The sequence below is a fragment of the Nocardia canadensis genome, from assembly GCF_032656385.1.
Classification (GTDB): Bacteria; Actinomycetota; Actinomycetes; order Mycobacteriales; family Mycobacteriaceae; genus Nocardia; species Nocardia canadensis.
In genome coordinates this window covers 752,098-771,619 of the sequence record NZ_JAVCWB010000008.1, presented here as the reverse complement: position 1 = coordinate 771,619, position 19,522 = coordinate 752,098, and the positions used below count along the sequence as shown (strand labels likewise).

Annotated in this window: 17 protein-coding genes and 1 pseudogene; 12 read left to right on the top strand and 6 right to left on the bottom strand. The window is 71.1% G+C overall.

The features are described 5' to 3' along the window. Nucleotides 1–60 precede the first annotated feature (60 nt). From Q7X29_RS17315 to Q7X29_RS17300, 4 genes are read left to right on the top strand one after another with little or no spacing between them, the layout of a single operon-like run. The gene (locus Q7X29_RS17315; protein ID WP_316574721.1) at nucleotides 61–1,338 is read left to right on the top strand and encodes an aminotransferase class V-fold PLP-dependent enzyme; all 1,278 of its coding nucleotides are present in this window, start codon (nucleotides 61–63) and stop codon (nucleotides 1,336–1,338) included. A gap of 31 nt (nucleotides 1,339–1,369) precedes the next feature. Continuing rightward, nucleotides 1,370–2,755, top strand: a complete 1,386-nt coding sequence (locus Q7X29_RS17310; protein ID WP_316574720.1) for a heavy-metal-associated domain-containing protein — start codon at nucleotides 1,370–1,372, stop codon at nucleotides 2,753–2,755. Then, nucleotides 2,656–4,017 (top strand): type III PLP-dependent enzyme domain-containing protein, encoded by a 1,362-nt coding sequence (locus Q7X29_RS17305; protein ID WP_316575378.1) that lies wholly within the window; start codon nucleotides 2,656–2,658, stop codon nucleotides 4,015–4,017. The genes Q7X29_RS17310 and Q7X29_RS17305 overlap by 100 nt, the downstream gene beginning before the upstream one ends. Continuing rightward, complete coding sequence (locus Q7X29_RS17300) at nucleotides 4,017–5,336, top strand: pyridoxal-phosphate dependent enzyme (protein ID WP_218720031.1); 1,320 nt, start codon at nucleotides 4,017–4,019, stop codon at nucleotides 5,334–5,336. The genes Q7X29_RS17305 and Q7X29_RS17300 overlap by 1 nt, the downstream gene beginning before the upstream one ends. Here Q7X29_RS17300 and Q7X29_RS17295 read toward each other — a convergent pair whose 3' ends face one another. Continuing rightward, nucleotides 5,337–6,824 (bottom strand): condensation domain-containing protein, encoded by a 1,488-nt coding sequence (locus tag Q7X29_RS17295; RefSeq protein ID WP_308248584.1) that lies wholly within the window; start codon nucleotides 6,822–6,824, stop codon nucleotides 5,337–5,339. It abuts the gene before it with no gap. Between the two features lie 254 nt (nucleotides 6,825–7,078). On the opposite strand from Q7X29_RS17295, the gene Q7X29_RS17290 reads away from it, so the two are divergent. The 3 genes from Q7X29_RS17290 (at nucleotide 7,079) to ligD (ending at nucleotide 9,805) form a co-directional block, all read left to right on the top strand. Beyond that, on the top strand, nucleotides 7,079–7,468 hold the full coding sequence (locus Q7X29_RS17290; RefSeq protein WP_308248583.1) for a cold-shock protein: 390 nt from the start codon (nucleotides 7,079–7,081) through the stop codon (nucleotides 7,466–7,468). 259 nt (nucleotides 7,469–7,727) lie between these two features. Beyond that, a complete protein-coding gene (locus Q7X29_RS17285) occupies nucleotides 7,728–8,807 on the top strand; it encodes an ATP-dependent DNA ligase (RefSeq protein WP_218720028.1) in 1,080 nt (359 codons plus the stop codon). Further along, nucleotides 8,804–9,805, top strand: a complete 1,002-nt coding sequence (gene ligD, locus Q7X29_RS17280; RefSeq protein WP_316574719.1) for a non-homologous end-joining DNA ligase — start codon at nucleotides 8,804–8,806, stop codon at nucleotides 9,803–9,805. Before Q7X29_RS17285 ends, ligD begins: the two co-directional genes overlap by 4 nt. A gap of 4 nt (nucleotides 9,806–9,809) precedes the next feature. Here ligD and Q7X29_RS17275 read toward each other — a convergent pair whose 3' ends face one another. Next, nucleotides 9,810–10,511 carry a hypothetical protein gene (locus tag Q7X29_RS17275; protein ID WP_316574718.1) on the bottom strand — a complete coding sequence of 234 codons (702 nt, stop codon included), beginning with the start codon at nucleotides 10,509–10,511 and terminating at the stop codon, nucleotides 9,810–9,812. A gap of 257 nt (nucleotides 10,512–10,768) precedes the next feature. Between Q7X29_RS17275 and Q7X29_RS17270 the strand changes: the two genes are divergently transcribed. After that, nucleotides 10,769–11,128 carry a hypothetical protein gene (locus tag Q7X29_RS17270; protein ID WP_218720025.1) on the top strand — a complete coding sequence of 120 codons (360 nt, stop codon included), beginning with the start codon at nucleotides 10,769–10,771 and terminating at the stop codon, nucleotides 11,126–11,128. On the opposite strand, the gene Q7X29_RS17265 is transcribed toward Q7X29_RS17270, so the two are convergent. Next, complete coding sequence (locus tag Q7X29_RS17265; RefSeq protein WP_316575377.1) at nucleotides 11,125–11,772, bottom strand: TetR/AcrR family transcriptional regulator; 648 nt, start codon at nucleotides 11,770–11,772, stop codon at nucleotides 11,125–11,127. The two genes, Q7X29_RS17270 and Q7X29_RS17265, sit on opposite strands and share 4 nt — an antisense overlap. Before the next feature lie 139 nt (nucleotides 11,773–11,911). Between Q7X29_RS17265 and Q7X29_RS17260 the strand changes: the two genes are divergently transcribed. After that, complete coding sequence (locus tag Q7X29_RS17260; RefSeq protein WP_316574717.1) at nucleotides 11,912–13,342, top strand: SDR family NAD(P)-dependent oxidoreductase; 1,431 nt, start codon at nucleotides 11,912–11,914, stop codon at nucleotides 13,340–13,342. A 74-nt stretch (nucleotides 13,343–13,416) separates the two neighbouring features. Then, a complete protein-coding gene (locus tag Q7X29_RS17255) occupies nucleotides 13,417–13,797 on the top strand; it encodes a DUF2784 domain-containing protein (RefSeq protein ID WP_218720022.1) in 381 nt (126 codons plus the stop codon). Here the strand turns inward: Q7X29_RS17255 and Q7X29_RS17250 are convergent. Then, nucleotides 13,778–14,530, bottom strand: a complete 753-nt coding sequence (locus Q7X29_RS17250) for a thioesterase II family protein (RefSeq protein WP_308248582.1) — start codon at nucleotides 14,528–14,530, stop codon at nucleotides 13,778–13,780. The genes Q7X29_RS17255 and Q7X29_RS17250 overlap by 20 nt on opposite strands. A gap of 43 nt (nucleotides 14,531–14,573) precedes the next feature. Between Q7X29_RS17250 and Q7X29_RS17245 the strand changes: the two genes are divergently transcribed. Next, a complete protein-coding gene (locus Q7X29_RS17245) occupies nucleotides 14,574–16,307 on the top strand; it encodes a CoA transferase (RefSeq protein ID WP_394358693.1) in 1,734 nt (577 codons plus the stop codon). Nucleotides 16,308–16,391: 84 nt separating this feature from the next. Here the strand turns inward: Q7X29_RS17245 and Q7X29_RS33090 are convergent. Beyond that, a pseudogene (locus tag Q7X29_RS33090) lies at nucleotides 16,392–16,535 on the bottom strand (TetR family transcriptional regulator); the annotation flags it as partial. Between the two features lie 107 nt (nucleotides 16,536–16,642). Here Q7X29_RS33090 and Q7X29_RS17235 point away from each other — a divergent pair. After that, nucleotides 16,643–17,857 (top strand): FAD-dependent monooxygenase, encoded by a 1,215-nt coding sequence (locus Q7X29_RS17235; protein ID WP_316574715.1) that lies wholly within the window; start codon nucleotides 16,643–16,645, stop codon nucleotides 17,855–17,857. Nucleotides 17,858–17,894: 37 nt separating this feature from the next. Here the strand turns inward: Q7X29_RS17235 and Q7X29_RS17230 are convergent, their stop codons facing one another. Continuing rightward, a complete protein-coding gene (locus Q7X29_RS17230; RefSeq protein ID WP_218720018.1) occupies nucleotides 17,895–19,442 on the bottom strand; it encodes an acyl-CoA carboxylase subunit beta in 1,548 nt (515 codons plus the stop codon). Nucleotides 19,443–19,522: the final 80 nt, after the last annotated feature.

Genomic DNA, 19,522 nt, shown 5'->3' with positions numbered 1-19,522 from the left:
AAGCGTTGCCCGCGAGAATTCTTCGTCAGCCGTACCAGAAAAGTGCGTATCGTTGATCTCGTGCACCCCCTCCGGCCCGAGCTCACCGCCGTTCCGGTGCTGCGGCACGCGCCCACCCCGGTGCCCGCCACGATCCGCGGCCGCTTTCCCGCACTGGCCGATCCGGCCGTGGTGTATCTCGACAGCGCCGCCACGACCCAGAAGCCGGACACCGTGATCGCCGCGGTCACCGGTTATCACGCCGAGCACACGGCCAACGCCGGGCGCGGCACCTACGGCTGGGCGACGTCGCTGTCCGCGCGGATCGCGGCCGTCCGTTCCCGGGCCGCGGCGTTCGTCGGCGCCGAGCACCCCGACGAGATCGTGTTCACCGCTGGCGCGACCGCCGCACTGGGCGCCGTCGCCTACAGCTGGGGGCTGGCCGTCCTCGACGACGGGGACGAGATCCTCTACAACCCCGCCGATCACGCGTCCAATGTGCTGCCCTGGCACCACCTGCGCGACACCTTGGCCCGGTTCGGGCGCCGGATCGTCCTGCGGCCCTACCGCAGCACCGCGGCGGGCGAGGCCGACATCGACGACATCCTGGCTAAGGTGGGCCCGCGCACCCGGCTGATCACCACCAGCCACCTGCACCACGTCTACGGCGGGCTGACCACGCTCGAGGAATTGCGCGGCCGGATCGATCCGGAGATCCTGCTGTGCTTCGACTGCTCGCAGAGTGGCGGGCACCTGCCGGTCGACGTGCTCGACCTCGGCGCCGACTTCGCGGTGTTCGCCGGGCACAAGATGTTCGGCGCGCCCGGGATCGGACTGCTGTACTGCCGACGGCGGGTCCACGAGCGGCTGCGGCCGTTCCTGCCCGGCGGCCACACCGGGGTGACGATCGGCGAATCCGGGCTGACCGGCTCCGGGATGCCGGAGCTGCTCGAGGGGGGAACCTACAATATTCCCGGAATCCTCTCCCTCGCACCGGCGTTCGATCTGCTCGACGAGCTGGACCCGATCGCGATCGCCGCGCACAACCGGCAACTCACGCTGCGGCTGATCGAGGGGTTGCGGCCGGTGCCCGGCCTGGAGTTCCTGCCGGGGCCCGCGTACGCGGGCTGCGCGGTGGGGTACGGGATCGTCTCGTTCACCCTCGACGGGATCAGCGCGACCGATCTCGGTTTCGTGCTGGCCGAGGCCGGTTTCCTGGTCCGCACCGGTGCGCACTGCGTGCCGGGCACCGAGCCCGGCGCGGGTTCGGTGCGAGTGAGCACCCACCTCTACAACATCCTGGACGAGATCGATCGTTTCGTCGCCTGCGTGGCCGGCCTCGCCGGGCACGGGCGCTGACCCTTTCCTGTCCCGAGCCGAGGAGGAACCCATGGGCACGCACCCCGCGCAGCACTACGATCGACGGTCCGCGTCCCGGGTACTGGCCGAGCTGGCCGCGCCCGGTCTGTTCGCGGCCGCCGAGCCACCGTCGCCGACCCGGATCACCTTCCGCGCCACCGAGTTACGCCCCGAGCCCGGCAGCGCGCTGACGCAGTCGCAGCGGATGTATCTGGAGCGGTTCATGCGGCCGTGCCGCCCCGACCAGGTCACGAGCGCGACCCACCGCATCACCTGGACCGACAGCGCGGGTGTGCCCAATACCGGCTACTTCCACACCGGGGGCGCCGGTCCCGACCTGGCCGTGGTGGCCAGGGAGACCGTGCTGACGCTGTGGCGCGAGCTGGCCGGGTCCGGTCTGGTGGCGCGCTCGGCGGCGCTGAGCGAGCCCGATCTCGCGGTGCTCACGGGCACCACCACCGATCACGACCCGCACGAGATCTTCCGCGTCGGGGTGGAGGCCACCGGGCGCGCACTCGTCCAGCACGGGCTCATCGCGGCCGATACCCCCTATCGGGATATCGTCGGCTTCGCCAGGGGCATGCGCGATTCCGGGATCTTCGCCGCCGTCGCGACCCGCTGGTTCTGGGAGCTGCAGGCCTCGACGTTCCGGCGCGGGATGATCCCGGTGCGCCTGGCCGTCCAGCCCGACGGGAGCGTGCGCTACACCGCCGATTCCCTCGCGCTGCTGCGCGCCATGAAGGACGCCACCATCGCCGACGCGCACGCGGTGATGCGGCGTGCGGTCACCGAGGAGGGGCTCGACACCGAGGCCGCGGTCGCCAGATATCACGACGAGCTGGACCTGATCTCCCGCCAGTACGCCCTGCTGCCCGCCGGCGCCAGGCCCGCCTGCCTGGCGGCGGCACCGCAGGCGGTCGACGGCGCGGCGGTGCACGTGCTGGCCACCGTGGTCGACCGGTTCGTCGAGACCTTCGCCGCGCTGGCGGACAGCGTCGTCGTCGTGCGAGACACCGCCGAGCAGGTGTTCGACGGTGCGCCGCCCGGCGACGACGGCGTCTTCTACGTCCCCGATATGAGCTGCAAGCATTGCGTCCGCACCATCACCGCGCTGCTCGAATCGATGGAGATCCCGGTGGCCGAGGTCGACCTGGAGTCCAAGCGGGTCATCGCCCGGATCCGCAGCCCGCGCCACCGGTTCCGGGTGTTCGAGGCGCTGCGTGACGGCGGCTACAACCCGGTCGACGACGTGCCCGCCCCGGCGCCCGGCGCGGCGGTGGGATGMCCCCGCCCGCCGTTCCCGCCGCGCTCCCCCCGCTGGTCGCCGACTTCCTCGCCGACGGGGCGGCCGTGCGCGCGGCGCTGGACCATTACGGCTCGCCGCTGCACCTGCTGTTCCCGCAGGTGTACGCGGTGAACCTGGCCACCGTGCGCGCGGTCCTCGACGCGGGAGCCGGCCCGTACCGGATCTGCTACGCGCACAAGGTGAACCGCTCGGCGGCCTTCGCCAGGACCGCCGCGGCGGCGGGGATCTCCGTCGACGTGGCCTCGGCGGGGGAATTGTCGGCCGCGCTGGCCGCGGGATTTCCGGGCGACCGGATCGAGGCGACCGGCCCCAAAGGGGTGTCTCTGCTGCGCGCGGCGCTCGCGGCGGGGGTGACGGTCAATGTCGACAATCTGTGGGAACTGTCCACGCTGGCCGAGCTGGCGGACGCGCCGGTGCCGGTCCTGCTGCGCATCTCGGGATTTCCCGGCAGCGCCCCGAGCCGCTTCGGCATCGACCTCGCGGCCGCCGATACCGCGTTCGACGTGCTCACCCGGCACCGGGATCGGCTGCGGTTGCTGGGTTTCGCCTTCCACCTCGACACCGCCGCCACCGCCGAACGCGTCCGGGCGGTCGCGGCGTGCCTGGAGCTCGTCGAGCGCGCCTACGGACACGATCTGACGCCGACCGTGCTCGACATCGGCGGCGGGTTGCGCCAGGTCTTCACCGCCGACGCCGCGCGCTACGACGCCTACGACGACGCGCTGCGCGCGGGTCTGCTCGGGCGGGGCGAGGCGCTGCACTGGGGCAGTAGCACCTTCGGCTATCACGTCGCCGGCGGCGCGGTCCACGGTGGACCGGTGTTCCACAAGTACGCCAACATCGAACCGGCCGCCGCCATCCTCGCCGATCTGCTCGCCACCCCGCTGCCCGGGCACAGCGGCCGCGCGCTGGGGCAGGTGCTGGCCGACAATCTGCTCGAACTGTGGCTCGAGCCCGGCAAGGCGCTCGTCGATCAGGCCGGGGTCACCCTCGCCAGTGTGGAATTCGTCAAAACCGCGGGCAACGGCGCGACCCTGGTGCATCTGGACCTGAGTCGCGATACGGTCACCGCCGCCGACCAGGAGGTGCTCATCGACCCCGTGGTGCTCGCCGAACCCGCCGTCGCCGAACCCGTCGGGGTCTTCTTCGCGGGACATCTGTGTCTGGAGCGGGATCTGGTGACCCAGCGGCAGGTGCGGGTGGCCGGGGTGCCCGCGCCGGGCGATCCGGTGCTGTTCGCCAATACCGGCGCGTATCACATGGATCTGTCCGCCGCGCAGGCCAGCATGCACCCGGTGGTGCCGAAAGTCGCTGTGCGACAAAGTGACAGCGGATTCACGCTCTGCCCCGACGCGGATTACCGGGTGCCGTGATGGTCTACAACCACATCACCGAGCTCATCGGCAACACTCCCCTGCTTCGCCTCGATCCCGCGGTGCACGGGCTGGCCGGAGTCGAGCTGTACGCGAAACTGGAGTCGCACAATCCGTTCGGCTCGGTCAAGGACCGGGTCGCCTGGGCGATGATCCGCGCGGAGGTGGACCGCGTCGCCGCGGGCGGGCAGTCGTTCATCGAGGCCTCCAGCGGCAACACCGCCAAGGCGCTGCGGGTGCTCGGCGCGCTGCACGGCATCCCGCTGCGGGCGGTGACCAACCGGATCAGGGTGGGCGAGGTACGGCAGCTGCTACAACTGCTCGGCACCGAGATCGTGGAACTGCCAGGCCTGTCCGAATGCCCGGATCCGCAGGCGGCCGACGATGTCTCGGCGGTGATCGCCCAGACCACCGGTCAGGCGCCCGAACGGTGGTTCCATCCCTCGCAGTACACCAACGAGCGCAATATCGACGCCCATCACGACGGCACCGGCACCGAGATCGCCACCGACCTCGCCGAGGCGGGCATCGATCATCTCGACTATCTGATCGGCGGACTCGGCACCACCGGTTCCACGCGCGGCACCGCGACCGCGCTGCTGGCCCGGCATCCGGCGCTGCGCACCATCGGCGTGGTCTCGGACCGGTTCGACTTCATCCCCGGCATCCGCTCCGAACGCGAGATGTGGGATGTCGGACTGTTCCGGCCCGACTTCTACGACGACATCGTCACCGTCGACTCGGCCGCCGCCATCGACGCCACCCTGGCCCTGATCCACGGCTACGGAGTGCTCGCCGGACCCACCAGCGGCGCGGGCTACGCGGCGGCCCTGCGTGCCCTGGCCACGGCGCCGCGCCCCGAGGATCGGCCGCTGGTCGCGGTGCTCATCGTGTGCGACCGGCTCGAGCCGTACCTGTCCTATATCGCCAAGCGCAGGCCCGAGCTGTTCGGCAAGGCCGCGGGCGCGGGCGCGCCCGGCCCCGAGGACACCGCCGCCGCACCGACGCTCACGCCCGCCACGCTGGCCGAGTTGGACCGCACCGGCAGACCGACCGTCGTCGACACCCGGGGCGCGATGGCCTACCGGGTGGGGCACGTGCCCGGCGCGCTCAACATCCGTGACGATCAGCTCGACGAGATGCTCGCCCAGGGCATGCCGTTCCCGCGCTCGCGCCCGGTCGTGTTCGTATGCCCCGTCGGCGAGACCTCGCTGCGCTTCGCCGCCCTCGCCCACCGCGCGGGCTATGACGCCTACAGCCTGGCCGGGGGCATCGTCGCCTGGCGCGACGCCGGTCATCCGCTCGAACGCGGCGGGTGATCAGACCAGCACCCGCGCCGCCCGGCGGACCCCCGCGAGGGAGCGGCGGCTGCCCGTGGCCGCCAGCAGGGCGCCCAGTGGGCCACGGTAGCCGTCGGCCAGCAGTCCGACGACCGCCCGGAACCGGGCGACGAATCGCTCGGCGGTCTCCTCGTCGAACCGGGCGAGCGGATACAGGAACGAGCCGTCGATGCCGACGGGCGCGCCGAACGGATCGTAGTGATCGGTCAGCCCGAACTCGAGATCGTGTTTGGCCCGCACCACCCCGGTCGGCACCTCGGTGATCGAGAAACCCGGAGCCGCACCGAGTTCGGTGGCGCTGCGGCGCGCGTCGGCTCGCTGCAGGATCAGTGTGGCCTGGAACAGCGGCAGCGCCGCGTCCTGGAGCAGGCAGCGCTTGAGCCGGGGATTGGGGGTGTCGGGATGGGCGTAGGCGGCCAGCGCGACCCGGCGCACCTGGTCGATGAGCTCGTCGACGTCGGCGGCGCGGTCCAGGCGCACGCGCAGGAGGACGTCGTCGGAGAAGTTGCCGACCAGGTCGTCGAGGAGGCGGTGGTCGCGCCCCGAGACCGCGGTCGCCACAGTGACGTCGGCGCTGCGGGCGAACGCGCCGACGGCCACCGCAAACGCGGCCTGCAGGACCATGAACAGGCTCGCCCGTCCGTCCTGTGCCAGCCGCAGCAGCCCGGCGTGGGTCCGCGCGTCGAACGAGATCGGTAGCAGCGCACCGGCGGCCGGGTCGACCGGCGGTGACAGGGGTTCACGGGCGGGCAGATCCAGCAGGGCGGGCCGACCGGCCAGCGCGTTGGCCCAGTAGCGCAGTTGGTGGGTCGCGCGGCTCCATTCGTCGGTGAACTCGCCGAGCTGGGCGTGCTTCCACAGGGTGTAGTCGGTGTAACTCACCGGCAGCGGCGCCCACTCGGGGGCGCTCCCGGCGCGGCAGGCGAGATAGGCGGTGACCAGATCCCGGATCAGCGGGCCCAGCGAGCGCCCGTCGACCGAGATGTGGTGCACGACCAGGGCGAGCACCACGTCGCCGGGGCCGACGACGAACAGTCGGGCCCGCACCGGCAGCTCTCGCGTGAGATCGAAGGCCCGCGCCGACAGCGCGGCGACCGCGACCGCGAGTTCACTCTCGGTGACGGCACATTCGGCGATATCGAGAGCGGTCTCCGCCGCGTCGACGACGTGCTGGGCGGGACCGTGCTCGGTCGCCGGGTAGATCGTGCGCAGCGGTTCGTGCCGGGCGACAACGCATTCCAGCGCCGACCGCAGCGCGGCCGGGTCCACCTCGGCGCCGCGCAGCCGCAGCGCCCGCGCGACATTCCAGTCCGCCGAGCGGCCGAGCCGAGCGGCATGCCACATGCGCTCCTGCGCGGGCGCCAACGGCACATGCGCCGGGCGCGGGCGTGGCCCGAGCAGGACGACCGGCGGCGCCGGCGGCCGGAAACACACCGTCTCCGATCCCGCCCGAGGTGCTGTCAGCACCCCGCGACCGGCGTCGTATCCCCCCGACCTCATCCCCCGACCGGGGTCGAACACTCGTCACAACCTCCACACCCGTACCAACAGATTCGGAACGCTAACGAGAGGATGTGAACGAACAGTTACCGGATTGTGACCACGTCCGGTCGGCCCGGCGGTGCGGCGTCTCCGCGATGTCGCTGTCTGTCCACTTTCCCGGAAAAACGCCCAAAAGCCGCGTTACAGTGGCGTCGGGAAGCGGAGCGAGGAGCTGGTCGGTGTCCATCGGGAAATTGGTGTCGTTCGACGGGTCACGGGGTTTCGGGTTCATCCGGCCCGACGACGGCGGGCCCGATGTCTTCGTCCACGTCAACGACATCGGCCTCGACGAGGACGAGTTGCGCCAGGGCAGGCTGTTCGAATTCGATGTCACCGAAGGTGATCGCGGCCCCAAGGCGATCAACCTGACCGCCGCGGGTCACACCGCGCCCGCGCCGAAGTCGCGCAAGGAGCGCACCGGCGGTGACCGGCTCGGTCCCGACGAGCTGCGCCGCCAGATCACCGAGCTGCTGCTGGACGCCTCCCCCGCGCTGACCGCGGCCGAGATCCTCACCATTCGTGAGCGGTTCACCACGTTCGCCGACGATCACGGCTGGCTCGACAGCTGACCTCGCGCCCGCGCGGTCGCGGCGCCCGGACGCCCGGCTGATCCGGTCGCTGCGGTGCCGCGACGACCGCTACTCCCCCTCGACTACCAGCGTGTATCGCGGCCACCGCCGCGCGGGCCGCGTCGACAGCTGAGCGCGACACCGGGCCGGGCGATGTCCGCGCCGGTGTCGGTGGACGGCCCTACGATCGAAGCCGCACCGATGAATCGGGCACGCTCGCGCCGTCGACACGGGTGAACCCACCCGCGAGGAGGATCGGATGGATCTACCGGTGATGCCGCCAGTGCGCCCCATGCTGGCCAAGTCGACCCCGTCGTTGCCCCGGGAGCCCGGGCTCAGCTACGAACCCAAATGGGACGGGTTCCGGTGCATCGTGTTCCGCGACGGCGACGAGATCGAGCTCGGCTCCCGCAACGACCGCCCGCTCACCCGGTACTTCCCCGAACTGGCCGAGCTGCTCGCGGCCGCACTGCCGGACCGCTGTGTCGTCGACGGAGAGATCGTCGTCGTCACCGATCAGGGCCTGGACTTCGACACGCTCCAGCAGCGGCTGCATCCGGCGGCCTCGCGGGTGAACAAGCTGGCCGCCGAGACCCCGGCCAGTTTCGTCGCCTTCGATCTGCTCGCCCTGGGTGATCGTGATCTGACCGCCGAACCGTTCACCGAGCGCAGGCGCGCGCTGGAATCGCTGCTCGAGGCCGCACCGGGCCGGATCCATCTGACCCCGATCACCCAGGACCCCGACGTCGCCCTGGACTGGTTCACCCGGTTCGAGGGCGCGGGCTTCGACGGGGTGATGGCCAAAGCCGACGATCTGCCCTATCTGCAGGACAAACGCGTGATGCTCAAGATCAAGCACGAACGCACCGCCGACTGCGTGGTGGCCGGCTACCGGATGCACAAGGACGGCGTAGGTGTCGGCTCGCTGCTGCTCGGCCTGTTCGACGACGACGGCAACCTGCATCACGTCGGTGTCGCGTCGAGTTTCACCGCGGCCCGGCGCCGCGAACTGCTCGGTGAGCTGGCGCCGTTGCGCGAGAACGCGCTCGACAACCATCCGTGGCGCAACTGGGCCGACGCGGTCGCCCAAGCCGACGCCGACGGCAAGATGCCCGGCGGGGTGAGCCGGTGGACCGGCGGCAAGGACCTGTCCTGGGAACCACTGCGCCCGGAACTGGTCGCCGAGGTCCGCTACGAGCACGTGCAGTCGGGGAGGTTCCGCCACGGCGGGCGGCTGGTGCGCTTCCGGGCCGACCGCACCCCGGAGTCGTGCACCTACGCCCAGCTCGACGAGGTCGCCCCGGCCGAGCTCGACGCGATCTTCGGCGGTGCGCGATGAGCGCGGCCGTGGAGATCGAGGTCGACGGGCGCGTCCTGGCGATCAGCAACCCGGACAAGATCTACTTCAGCAAGCGCGGCGACACCAAACTCGACCTGGTCCGCTATTACCAGGCCGTCGCCGAACCGCTGCTGGGCGTCATCGGTGACCGGCCGGTGTTGCTGGAGCGCTATCCCGACGGCGCGTCGGGCAAGTCGTGGTTCCAGAAGCGGGTGCCCAAGTCGGCGCCGGACTGGTTGCGGACCGTCGAGGTGTCGACACCGAACGGTACGACCAGCGACGCGCTCGTCGCCCACGACCTCGCCCACCTGCTGTGGGCAGTGAACCAGGGGTGCCTCGGCTTCCACGTATGGCCCAATCATGTGCCCGACCTGCGGATCGCCGACGAGCTGCGAATCGACCTCGACCCCTCGCCCGGGATCGGCTTCGACGATCTGCGCCGGGCGGCGGTGCGCACCAGGGAACTGCTGACCGAGCTCGGCATCGAGAGCTGGATCAAGACCTCCGGCTCGCGGGGGCTGCATATCTACGCCCTGCTGGAACCGCGCTGGGACGGCTACCAGGTGCGCGCCGCCGCCGTGGCGCTGGCCAGGGAACTGGAGCGCCGCCACCCCGAGGAGATCACCGCGCACTGGTGGAAGGAGGAGCGCGGGTCGCGGGTCTTCGTCGATTTCAACCAGAACGCACCGCACAAGACGGTGTTCGGCGCGTGGTCGGTGCGGCCGAAGGTCGGCGGTCAGGTGTCCACGCCGATCGCGTGGGCCGACCTCGACACCGTCGTGCCCGACGACCTCACCCTCGCCACCGTCCCCGCCCGGCTGGCCGAACTCGGTGACCCGTGGGCCGCCCGCGTGCCGCAGTCCATCGCACCGCTGCTGGAGATGTCGGAACGCGATATGGCAGCGGGTCTGATGGACGCGCCGTGGCCGCCGCAGTACCCGAAGATGCCGAACGAACCGCCGCGGGTGCAGCCGAGCCGGGCCAAGAAAGCCGACTGAGGACCTATTCGGTCCAGGGCACCCAGCTGCCCGCCCCCGCCTTGCCCTCGCACACCAGGGCGTGGTTGTCGGAGGTGCGCCCCGACTTGTCCACCGTGGGGTCGCAGCGCGTGCCCTCGGTGTAGTACGACCCGGACACCCGGAACGGGCCCGACCAGGTGTAGGCGCCATCAGCGCGCAGGCACAGCAGGGTCGCACCGTCCGCCGCGACGCCCAACAGCCCGGCCCGATCCGCCGAACAGGGTGTGCCCTTCTCGACGACGGTGCCCGCCGGGCTCAGCACGGGCACGGTCCCGGTCGGGGTGGCGCTCGGCGCGCCGTGCGAGGGCACCGTCGTCGACACCGAGGTCACCGTCGTCTCCTGGGCGAGCGTGGGCACGTCGAGATCCAGCCCACCGAACAGCACCAGTCCCACCGTCGCCAGGGCCGCGACCTCGGTGATGCCGAGCAGCAGCGCGAACACCGCCATTCCGCGCCCCCGTGGATGCCCGAACGACAGCAGCCCGAACACGATCGCGATCGGGAACAGCAAGACCAGCGCGGCGGCGAGCGCGATCATCGCGTACGGATTCACCCGTGGCTGGTCGGCGCGGCCCGCGCCCGCCCCACCGTCCTCCGGTGTCGCGTGCGGCCAGCGCTGGCCGTTCCAGCGCCGATCGTTCACGTCCTCCTCGGGGTCGTCGTCCCATTCGTCGTACCGTGCCATCAACCCCGGGTCCCTCTCGATCCCCCCGGCGCGGAATCGAACCACTTGCGGCGCCGGGTTACGCGACGAGAATAGGGACTCCGACGCGGTCGGTCAGCGCAAACGACAAATGCGCGTACCTGCGGTTCGCCCCCGAATCCAGGGGCATCGACACGGGTAACGAACCGGCAAACACCTTTGCCTCCCCACCATCGACGGGTCCATGCTGGTCATCAGGTGAACGACAGCGCGCAGCCCCGGTCCGCGAGGAGGACCCCATGCCAGGCAGCACCACTCCGGCAGACGAGCAACGCTGGCACGCCCAGGCCGGCGATCTGCTCGCCGACGATTACAACGTGCCCGGCATCATCGCGTGCGCGATCGGCGTCGTCGGCTTGGCCTGCACGCTGGTGGCCGCGGGGTCGGAGTACTACGGGTGGGCAGCGGTCGCCGGGGTCGTCACCGCGATCTTCCTTCTCGGCGGCGCGGGCGCGCTGCTGTTCGAGCATCACCGCGAAGAACGGATCGAACACGTCTACGGGCGCAGCGGACACGCGCCCGGCCATGTCGGCCCGCAGCGCTACAGCGCCCGCGACATTCCGCTGCCGAACCCCACCCGGCGCGGGCTGAGGTCCTAGCCGAGCACGCCCGGCTGGGGTTCCACGCTCGGGATGGTCTCGGTGATCACCGTGATCAGGGTGTCGGCGAGCAGCCGGTGCACCTGCTCGCGGGTGAGCGTGCCGCGGGTGATCCACTCCCGGCCCGCCACCTTCACCAGACCCGCGTAGGCCAGGACCAGCGCGCGCAATGTTGCATTGTCTGCCAGATCGGACCGGCCGATCATCACCAGCATGCGTTCGGCGGCGGCGTCGTCGGCCTGGTCGAGGATCTGCTGCACCTCGGGGTCGTCGCCGACGCCCTCGTGGCTGGTCACCTTCACCCAGGTGGTGCCGTGCTCGGCGATGGTGTCGAGCAGCCAGGTGACGATCGCGTCGACCCGCTCGACCGGGGTACCGTCGGGAATCGACACCTTGTCCGGCCGCGGCAGCGTCACCATCCGGCGCACGACGGCCAGATACAGGTCGCGCTTGTTGCCGAAATAGTGGTTGATCAGCCCACGGGCGACACCGGCGCGCTGCGCGAGTTCCGCGGTGGACACCGCCGCGTAGGGCCGCTCACCGAACATGTCGATGGCACAGGCCAGGATCTGCGCGCGTCGCTCGTCGGGTTCGAGCCTGCGCCTGCGCGGCGCGTCTGCGGTATCGGTGTCGAGCGGGGAAATCGGGCTGCTCCGTCGGGTTCGAGGGTCGCCGCGCTGTTGCGGCGACGGTGCACCACGATACCCAGCGGGTCCGTCGAGCGGCCAATGCGACAATGAGTGTCGTCCCCCGCTCCCGCACGAAGGAATGCCGCACTCCCCGATGACCGCGAACATGATCGATCCGGACGAGTTGGCGACCTGTCTGCGGGTGCTCGAACAGGCCGGGCAACTGGAGAAGGAACACCCCGATTCGATCGCGGTCCAGCGCGCGGTGGGGCACATGTTCAAGAAGCTCAAGCAGCGCAGGCGCATCGAGGCCAGGGAGCAGGTCGCCTCGGCCGACCGCGCGGTCATCGCGGCGACGGCCACCGGCTCGCCGCAGCGCATCGACGACGAGACCGCGGGCATTCCGATCAGCTCGGCCACGACCGGCGCGAGCGCGGGCACCCTGCTGCGGCCGCGGCCCTGCTACATCTGCAAGCAGCGCTACACCCAGGTCGACGCGTTCTACCACCAGCTCTGCCCCGAGTGCGCCGCCGCCAGCCACAGCAAGCGCGACGCCCGCACCGACCTGACCGGCAAGCGCGCCCTGCTGACCGGTGGCCGCGCCAAGATCGGCATGTACATCGCGCTGCGGCTGCTGCGCGATGGCGCGCACACCACCATCACCACCCGCTTCCCCAACGACGCGATCCGCCGCTTCGCCGCGATGGAGGACAGCGCCGACTGGCTGCACCGCCTGCGCATCGTCGGCATCGACCTGCGTGACCCGGCACAGGTGGTGGCCCTGGCCGACGACGTCGCCGCCCAGGGTCCACTCGACATCCTGATCAACAACGCCGCCCAGACCGTGCGCCGTTCGGCGGGCGCCTACAGTGCCCTGGTCGACGCCGAGACCGCGCCGCTGCCCGCGGGTGTGCTGCCCGAGATGGTCACCTTCGGCAAGACCATGCAGGCGCATCCGACCGCGCTCACCGCCTCGCTGACGCCGTCGCTGTCGGCCACCGATGTCGCCGAGCTGGCGCTGGTCGCGGGATCGGCGACCCCGGAGCGGATCGCGGCGGGCGTGGCGATCGACGCCGGCGGGCTGGTGCCCGATCTCGCGCACACCAACAGCTGGGTGCAAACGGTCGCCGAGGTGGACGCCACCGAGCTGCTCGAGGTGCAGCTGTGCAACTCCGTCGCGCCGTTCATCCTGGTCTCGCGCCTGCGCCCGGCGATGGCCGCGTCGGCGGGGCGGCGCAAGTACGTCGTCAACGTCTCGGCGATGGAGGGCCAGTTCAGCCGCGGCTACAAGGGTCCGGGCCATCCGCACACGAACATGGCCAAGGCCGCGCTGAACATGCTGACCCGCACCAGCGCGCTGGAGATGTTCGAGGCCGACTCGATCCTGATGACCGCGGTCGACACCGGCTGGATCACCGACGAGCGTCCGCACTACACGAAGGTGCGCCTGGCCGAGGAAGGCTTCCACGCGCCGCTCGACCTGGTCGACGGCGCCGCCCGCGTCTACGACCCGATCGTGCAGGGCGAGAACGGCGTCGACCTCTACGGCTGCTTCCTCAAGGACTACCAGCCCTCGCCCTGGTGACGGCATCCAAGCGATGCCGAACCGGAATGTTGATCATGATTCCGTATCGGCCGGTCGCCGCCTAATCTGAATACGTGCCGTTCCGGGTGTTGGCCGATCTGATCGCCGTCACCCACGTCGCGTTCATCGCGTACGTGGTCGCCGGTGGTTTCCTCGCGTGGCGATGGCCCCGCACCATCGGGCTGCACCTGCTGGCGGCCTCGTGGGGATTCGGCACCATCCTGATCGGCTTCGACTGCCCGCTGACCTACGCCGAGAACTGGGCGCGCAGGCACGCCGGGGTGGCCGAACTGCCGCAGGCCGGGTTCATCGACCACTACCTGACCGGCGTGATCTACCCCGACAGCGCGCTCGGGTCGGTGCGGCTGGTGGCCGCGGTGGCGGTGCTGGTGTCGTGGGCCGGGTACGTGCGCCTGCAGCTGCGCCACCGCGGACTCAGCTCAGGTGCCGCGTGATCTCCCGCGCCACCGCGGCCGGGTCCTCGTCGAGGTAGAAGTGCCCGCCGGGGAAGGTCCGCAACGCGAACACCCCATCGGTGACGGTGCGCCACTGCTCGGCCTGCTCCACCGTGGTGGTCGGGTCCTCGGTGCTGACCAAGGCCACGACCGGGCAGCTCAGCGCGGGTCCCGGCTCGTGACGGTAGGTCTCGACGGCCTGGTAGTCGGCCCGGACAGCGGGCAGGACCAGCTCGGCCAGGCCGGGTTCGGTGCGCAGCAGCCGCACCGGGACGGGGTCGGCGGCGAGGCGCTCCAGATCGTCGATCAGGGCCGCGTCGGAGCCGAGATGCAGGCGACCGGTCTCGACGAAAGCCGGTGCGGGACGGCCGGACACGATCAACGCCGCCGGTGGTTCGCCCGCGGCGGCCAGCCTGCGCGCGGTCTCGTAGGCCACTGTCGCGCCCATGCTGTGCCCGAACAGCACGCGCGGCGGTCCGGGGCGGCGCAGGACGTCCTCGGCGATGCGGTCGGCGAGCGCACGCATCTCGGTGATCACGGCGTCCGCGAGGCGATCCTGGCGGCCGGGATACTGCACGGCCGTCACCTCCGTGCCGGGACCGAGGTGCTCGGCGAGTTCACGGTAGGCGGAGGCCGATCCCCCGCCGGGCGGGAAACACACCAGTCGCCGCCGGGCCGCCGGGTCCGCCCGCAGCACCCGAATCCATTCCGTCGCCGCTGTATTCACGGCCACATCACGCTCCTCACCTGTCCTCGTCGTGGCTAGGCTGAGCGGCGTGACCACCGCGCAGCACCTCGTGCACGCCTATGAGACCGGGCTGGGACTCGAGCCGTCGGCACTCGACGACGAGCCGGCGCCCGGTGCTCGGCTGGCAGCCACGCTACCGGTGTGGGCGCTGGCCGCGGGATCGGTGGCCGCGGCGGCCGGATCGGCGAATCGGTACCGCGCCGCGCTCGGGCTGGCCACCCGGCCGACGCGCCTGGACCCGGCCCGCATCGCCGCGGCCTTCGCGAGCGAGCGACTGTTCCGGCAGGGCGAGTCGGCACCGTCGGCCTTCGCCGAGCTGTCCGGGTTCTTCCGCAGCGCCGACGGCTGGGTGCGCACCCACGCCAACTACCCGCACCACCGTGCGCGGCTGCTGCGGGCGCTCGACCTGCCCGCCGACACCGACCGCACCCGGCTCGCCGCCGCGGTCGCCACGAGGAAGGGTGCCGAGATCGAGGACGTCGCCGCCGTGGTGGGCGCGATCGCGGTGCGGGTCCGCACCGAGGCCGAGTGGTCGGCCTCCCCGATGGGCCGGGCCGCCGCGGCCGGACCGCTGGTGGCCGTCGACTCACGCACGGACCGTCCACCCACGGAATCCACACGCCCCGGCGCGGCCGCGCCGACGATCGATCGTCCGCTGGCCGATGTCCGCGTGCTCGACCTCACCCGGGTCCTCGCGGGTCCGGTCGCCACCAGGACCCTGGCGCTGCTCGGCGCCGATGTGCTGCGCGTCGACCCGCCGCACCTGCCCGAGATCGACTGGCAGTTCAGCGACACCTGCCAGGGCAAGCGCTCGACGCTGCTCGATCTGCGCTCCGACCTCGCGACCTTCGAGGACCTGCTGGCCGCCGCCGATGTCCTGGTGACGGGCTATCGCCCGGGCGCGCTCGCCGCGGCCGGGGTGCGCGCCGCGGCCCGGCCGGGTCTGATCGAGGCGTCGGTCTCGGCGTGGGGAACGACCGGGCCATGGGGCGGTCGGCGCGGCTTCGACAGCATCGTCCAGGCCGCCTCCGGCATCGCCCTGCTCGAAGGCGACGCCGACAGCCCCGGCGCGCTGCCCGCCCAGGCCCTCGACCACGGCTCGGGCTATCTCCTCGCCGCGGGCGTCATGGACGCGCTGCGTGCCCGGGCCGAGGACGGCGCAGGCCGCGACGTCCGGGTCTCGCTGGCCCGCACCGGCTCCTGGCTCCGCGCGGCCGACCGCCACCCCGACCACCCCGCGCCGCTGCCGCCCGACCCGGCGGCGACGAACCGCCACGGCGATATCGTCACGGCCGCACCGGCTTTCGCCGACTACGACGACTACGCTGGCCCGCCCCGCCGTACGGCTCGGCCCAGCCGTTCTGGATCGAAGCACCCGACCACTTCCACCGCGACTGATCGACCGCGGGGCGGCTCGCGGTCACTTCCCCGCCAGCGCCCGGATCGCGGTCGCCAGCTGGTCACCGTCGGCCACCGCCCCGCCCGGGTTCAGCAGCCACAGCACGCCCAATCCCTGCACCAGCGCGAAATACAGCCGCCCGATGGCGTCGGCCTGTGCCGCGTCGAGTTCGGGGTGCGCCGCCCGGACGGTGGCCGCGAGGTCGGCGAACGCGTGGGAGAGCTGGTCACCGAGCTGAGCGCGCGCGTCGTCGGAGCGCACGATGCGCACGATGTTCTCCAGGCTGGCCAGCATGGCCTCGTGGTTGTCGGCGAACACCGCGGGCATCGCGTTCCACAGACCGGTGAACCCGGCCAGCGGTGACGAGCCGGCACCGTCGGCGATGAGCGCCTCCATCGCATCGCCGATCGCGTTGCCGAGCGCCTCGGCCAGCGCCTCGGTGACCAGCCGGTCCTTCGATCCGAAGTGATAGCCGATCGCGGCCAGGCTCACCCCGGCCGCGGCGGCGATGTCGCGCGCGGTCGCCTTCGCGACGCCGCGCTCCAGGATCACCTTCCGCGCTCCCGCGAGCAGGTCTTCTCTGTTTCCCATGGTCACCACCCTACCGGACTGTCTTAGACATTTGTTCTAGACATTCGTACCAGCCCTGTGTTAGACATATGTCTAAGACATTCGTTCTTCTCCAGACGGGACACACTATGACCACCACCAACCCCCTGCACGTTCTGGTCTCCGGCGGCGGGATCGCGGGCAACGCGGTCGCACTCCAGTTGCTGCGCAACGGCATTCGCACGACGGTGGTCGAGCGGGCCGAGGTCCCCCGCCCGGGCGGCCAGGCGGTCGACCTGCGCGGACCGAGCAAGGAAGCCGCCGAGCGGATGGGGCTGATGGCGGGCATCGCGCAGTACCAGCTCGACGAGCGCGGCATGTCCTACGTCGACGGCGACGGCAAGATCTACGCCCGCATGGCGATGGAGGATTTCGACGGCCAGGGCGCCGTCGCCGAAATCGAGATCACCCGTGGCGATCTGAACCAGGTCCTGCTCGACGCGATCGCCACCGTCGAGACCGGCGAGCTGGACTACCGCTACGGCGAGTGGATCGACCGGATCGAGCAGGACGCCACCGGCGTCGAGGTCACCTTCGCCTCCGGTACCACCGAGCGCTTCGACCTGGTGATCGGCGCCGACGGCGTGCACTCGGCGACCCGGCGGCTGGTCTTCGGCCCCGAGGAGCAGTTCAGCACCAACCTCGGCGGCTACGGCGCGTTCTTCACCATGCCCTCGCCCGCCGATATCGAGCCCGGCTGGTTCGGCATGCGCCTGGTGCCCGGCGCCATGCTCGGGATCCGCCCCGACGGCGACCCGGCTACCGCGAAGGCGATCATCACCCTGCGCACCGAGGTCGACCCGGCCCTGCGCCGCGACGGCGACGCCCAGCGCGCGCTCATCCGCCGGAGGATCGCCGACGCGGGCTGGCACGCCCCCGAGGTCCTGGCGGCGATGGAGACCACGACCGACTTCTACTTCGACGAACTCGCCCGGGTGGACGTGCCCGAGCTGTCGGTCGGCCGGGTCACCCTCGTCGGCGATGCGGGCTACTGCGGCTCCCCCATGACCGGCATGGGCACCGCGATGGCGATCGTCGGCGCCTACGTGCTGGCCGCCGAGATCGCCGCCACCCCGGACGATCCGGCCGGCGCGCAGCAGCGCTACCAGGACAAGATCACGCCGTTCCTGGCCAAGGCCAAGGAGATCCCCGGCGGCGGCATCGCGATGATGATCCCCAAGACCCCGCTGATGACACGACTGGCCAAGACCAATGTGCGCGTCATGATGTCGCGTCCGATGCGGCCGATCACCAAGAAGATCTTCTTCGGCCACACCGAGGAGTTCGCCCTGCCGAGCTACTGATCCGCCCGGCCCGGCCGCCGCGACACGGGCGCCGGGCTCACAGCGGAATCAGCAGATGCTTGCGCGGCCGCTGCTCGACGCGCTTGTCCCGCAGCAGATGCAGGGCCTTGCGGATCTCCAGCCGGGTGGTGGACGGCTCGATCACCGCGTCGATGTAGCCGCGCTCGGCCGCGATCCACGGCGTGGCGACCGCGGTGTTGTAGTAGTCGACCATCTGTTGACGGACTCCCGCCCGCTCGGCCTCGGGCACCGCGGCGAGTTGCCTGCGCTGGGTGAGCCCGATCGCGGCCTCGGCGCCCATGACCGCGATGCGCGCGGTCGGCCAGGCCAGATTCACATCGGCGCCGAGCTGCTTGCAGCCCATCACCGCGTAGCCGCCGCCGTAGGCCTTGCGCACGACCACGGTCACGATCGGCACGGTCGCCTCGACCACGGCGTAGAAGAACCGCCCGCCCCGCTTGATGACGCCGATCTTCTCCTCCTCGACGCCGGGCAGCACCCCCGGAGTGTCGACCACGAAGATCAGCGGCAGCCCGAACGCGTCGCAGAGCCGGATGAAATGCGCCGCCTTGTCCGAGCAGCGGGCATCGATCGCCCCGCTGAACACCTGCGGCTGATTGGCGACGACACCGACACTGCGGCCGTCGACTCGCGCGAATCCGGTGATCATGTTGCGCGCGGCGCTGCCTCCGACCTCGTGGAACTCGCCGTCGTCGAAGATCCGCAGCAGCACGTCGTACATGTCGTAGCCGGCGCGGTCGGAATCGGGGATCAGCGTGTCGAGTTCCCGGTCGGTCGCGGTGATCTCGGGTTCCAGTCCCGGGTTGACCACCGGGGCGCTGTCGAAGCAGTTCGACGGCATGAAGCTCAAATATGTTCGGGCCCAATCGAACGCGGCCCGCTCGTCGACGGCCACGTGATGGATCGTCCCGTTCTGCGCCTGGTTGTACGCGCCGCCGAGTTCCTCGAGCGTCACTTCCTCACCGGTGGTCTCGCGGATGATCTCCGGTCCGGTGACGAACATGTAGGCGTTCTCGGTCGCGATCAGCACGTCGGTGTTGATCGGGGCGTAGACCGCGCCCGCCGCGCACTTGCCCAGCATGATCGACACCTGGGGCACTACGCCCGACAGATTCAGCTGCCGTCTGCTCATGGCCGCGTACCAGGCCAGCGAGGTGACCGCGTCCTGCACGCGCGCCCCGCCGGAGTCGTTGATCGCCACGAACGGGCAGCCGATCTCGGCCGCGAGGTCCATCGCCTTGGCGACCTTGCGCCCGAACATCTCCCCGACCGAGCCGCCGAACACCGTCTGATCGTGGGCGATCACCACCACCGGGCGGCCGTCGACCGTGCCGTGGCCGGTCACCACGCCGTCGCCGTAGAGACTGTTGGCGACGCCGGGTTGCTTCACCAGCGCCCCGATCTCGACGAAACTCCCCGGATCCAGCAGCATGCCGATCCGTTCCCGCGGACTCGGAATCCCCTTGGCGGCCCGTTTGGCGACCCCCACGTCCCCCGCAGGCTCCTGCGCGGCTGCCAGATTCTTCCGCAACTCTTCCAGTTTCGCAGCGGTCGTCGCCTTCAAGATGCACCTACCCTCGCCAGTCAGGAGCTATCGGTCCGCAATCTTGAGGCAGAGTAGCCGAAAACGCCGCCGTCACAGCT

What these genes read in the sequence shown, in the direction of transcription:
- Q7X29_RS17275 (WP_316574718.1), bottom strand. Translation starts at nt 10,511, where the DNA reads ATGGCACGGTACGACGAATGGGACGACGACCCCGAGGAGGACGTGAAC.
- Q7X29_RS17260 (WP_316574717.1), top strand. Translation starts at nt 11,912, where the DNA reads ATGACCGCGAACATGATCGATCCGGACGAGTTGGCGACCTGTCTGCGG.
- ligD (WP_316574719.1), top strand. Translation starts at nt 8,804, where the DNA reads ATGAGCGCGGCCGTGGAGATCGAGGTCGACGGGCGCGTCCTGGCGATC.
- Q7X29_RS17235 (WP_316574715.1), top strand. Translation starts at nt 16,643, where the DNA reads ATGACCACCACCAACCCCCTGCACGTTCTGGTCTCCGGCGGCGGGATC.
- Q7X29_RS17270 (WP_218720025.1), top strand. Translation starts at nt 10,769, where the DNA reads ATGCCAGGCAGCACCACTCCGGCAGACGAGCAACGCTGGCACGCCCAG.
- Q7X29_RS17285 (WP_218720028.1), top strand. Translation starts at nt 7,728, where the DNA reads ATGGATCTACCGGTGATGCCGCCAGTGCGCCCCATGCTGGCCAAGTCG.
- Q7X29_RS17300 (WP_218720031.1), top strand. Translation starts at nt 4,017, where the DNA reads ATGGTCTACAACCACATCACCGAGCTCATCGGCAACACTCCCCTGCTT.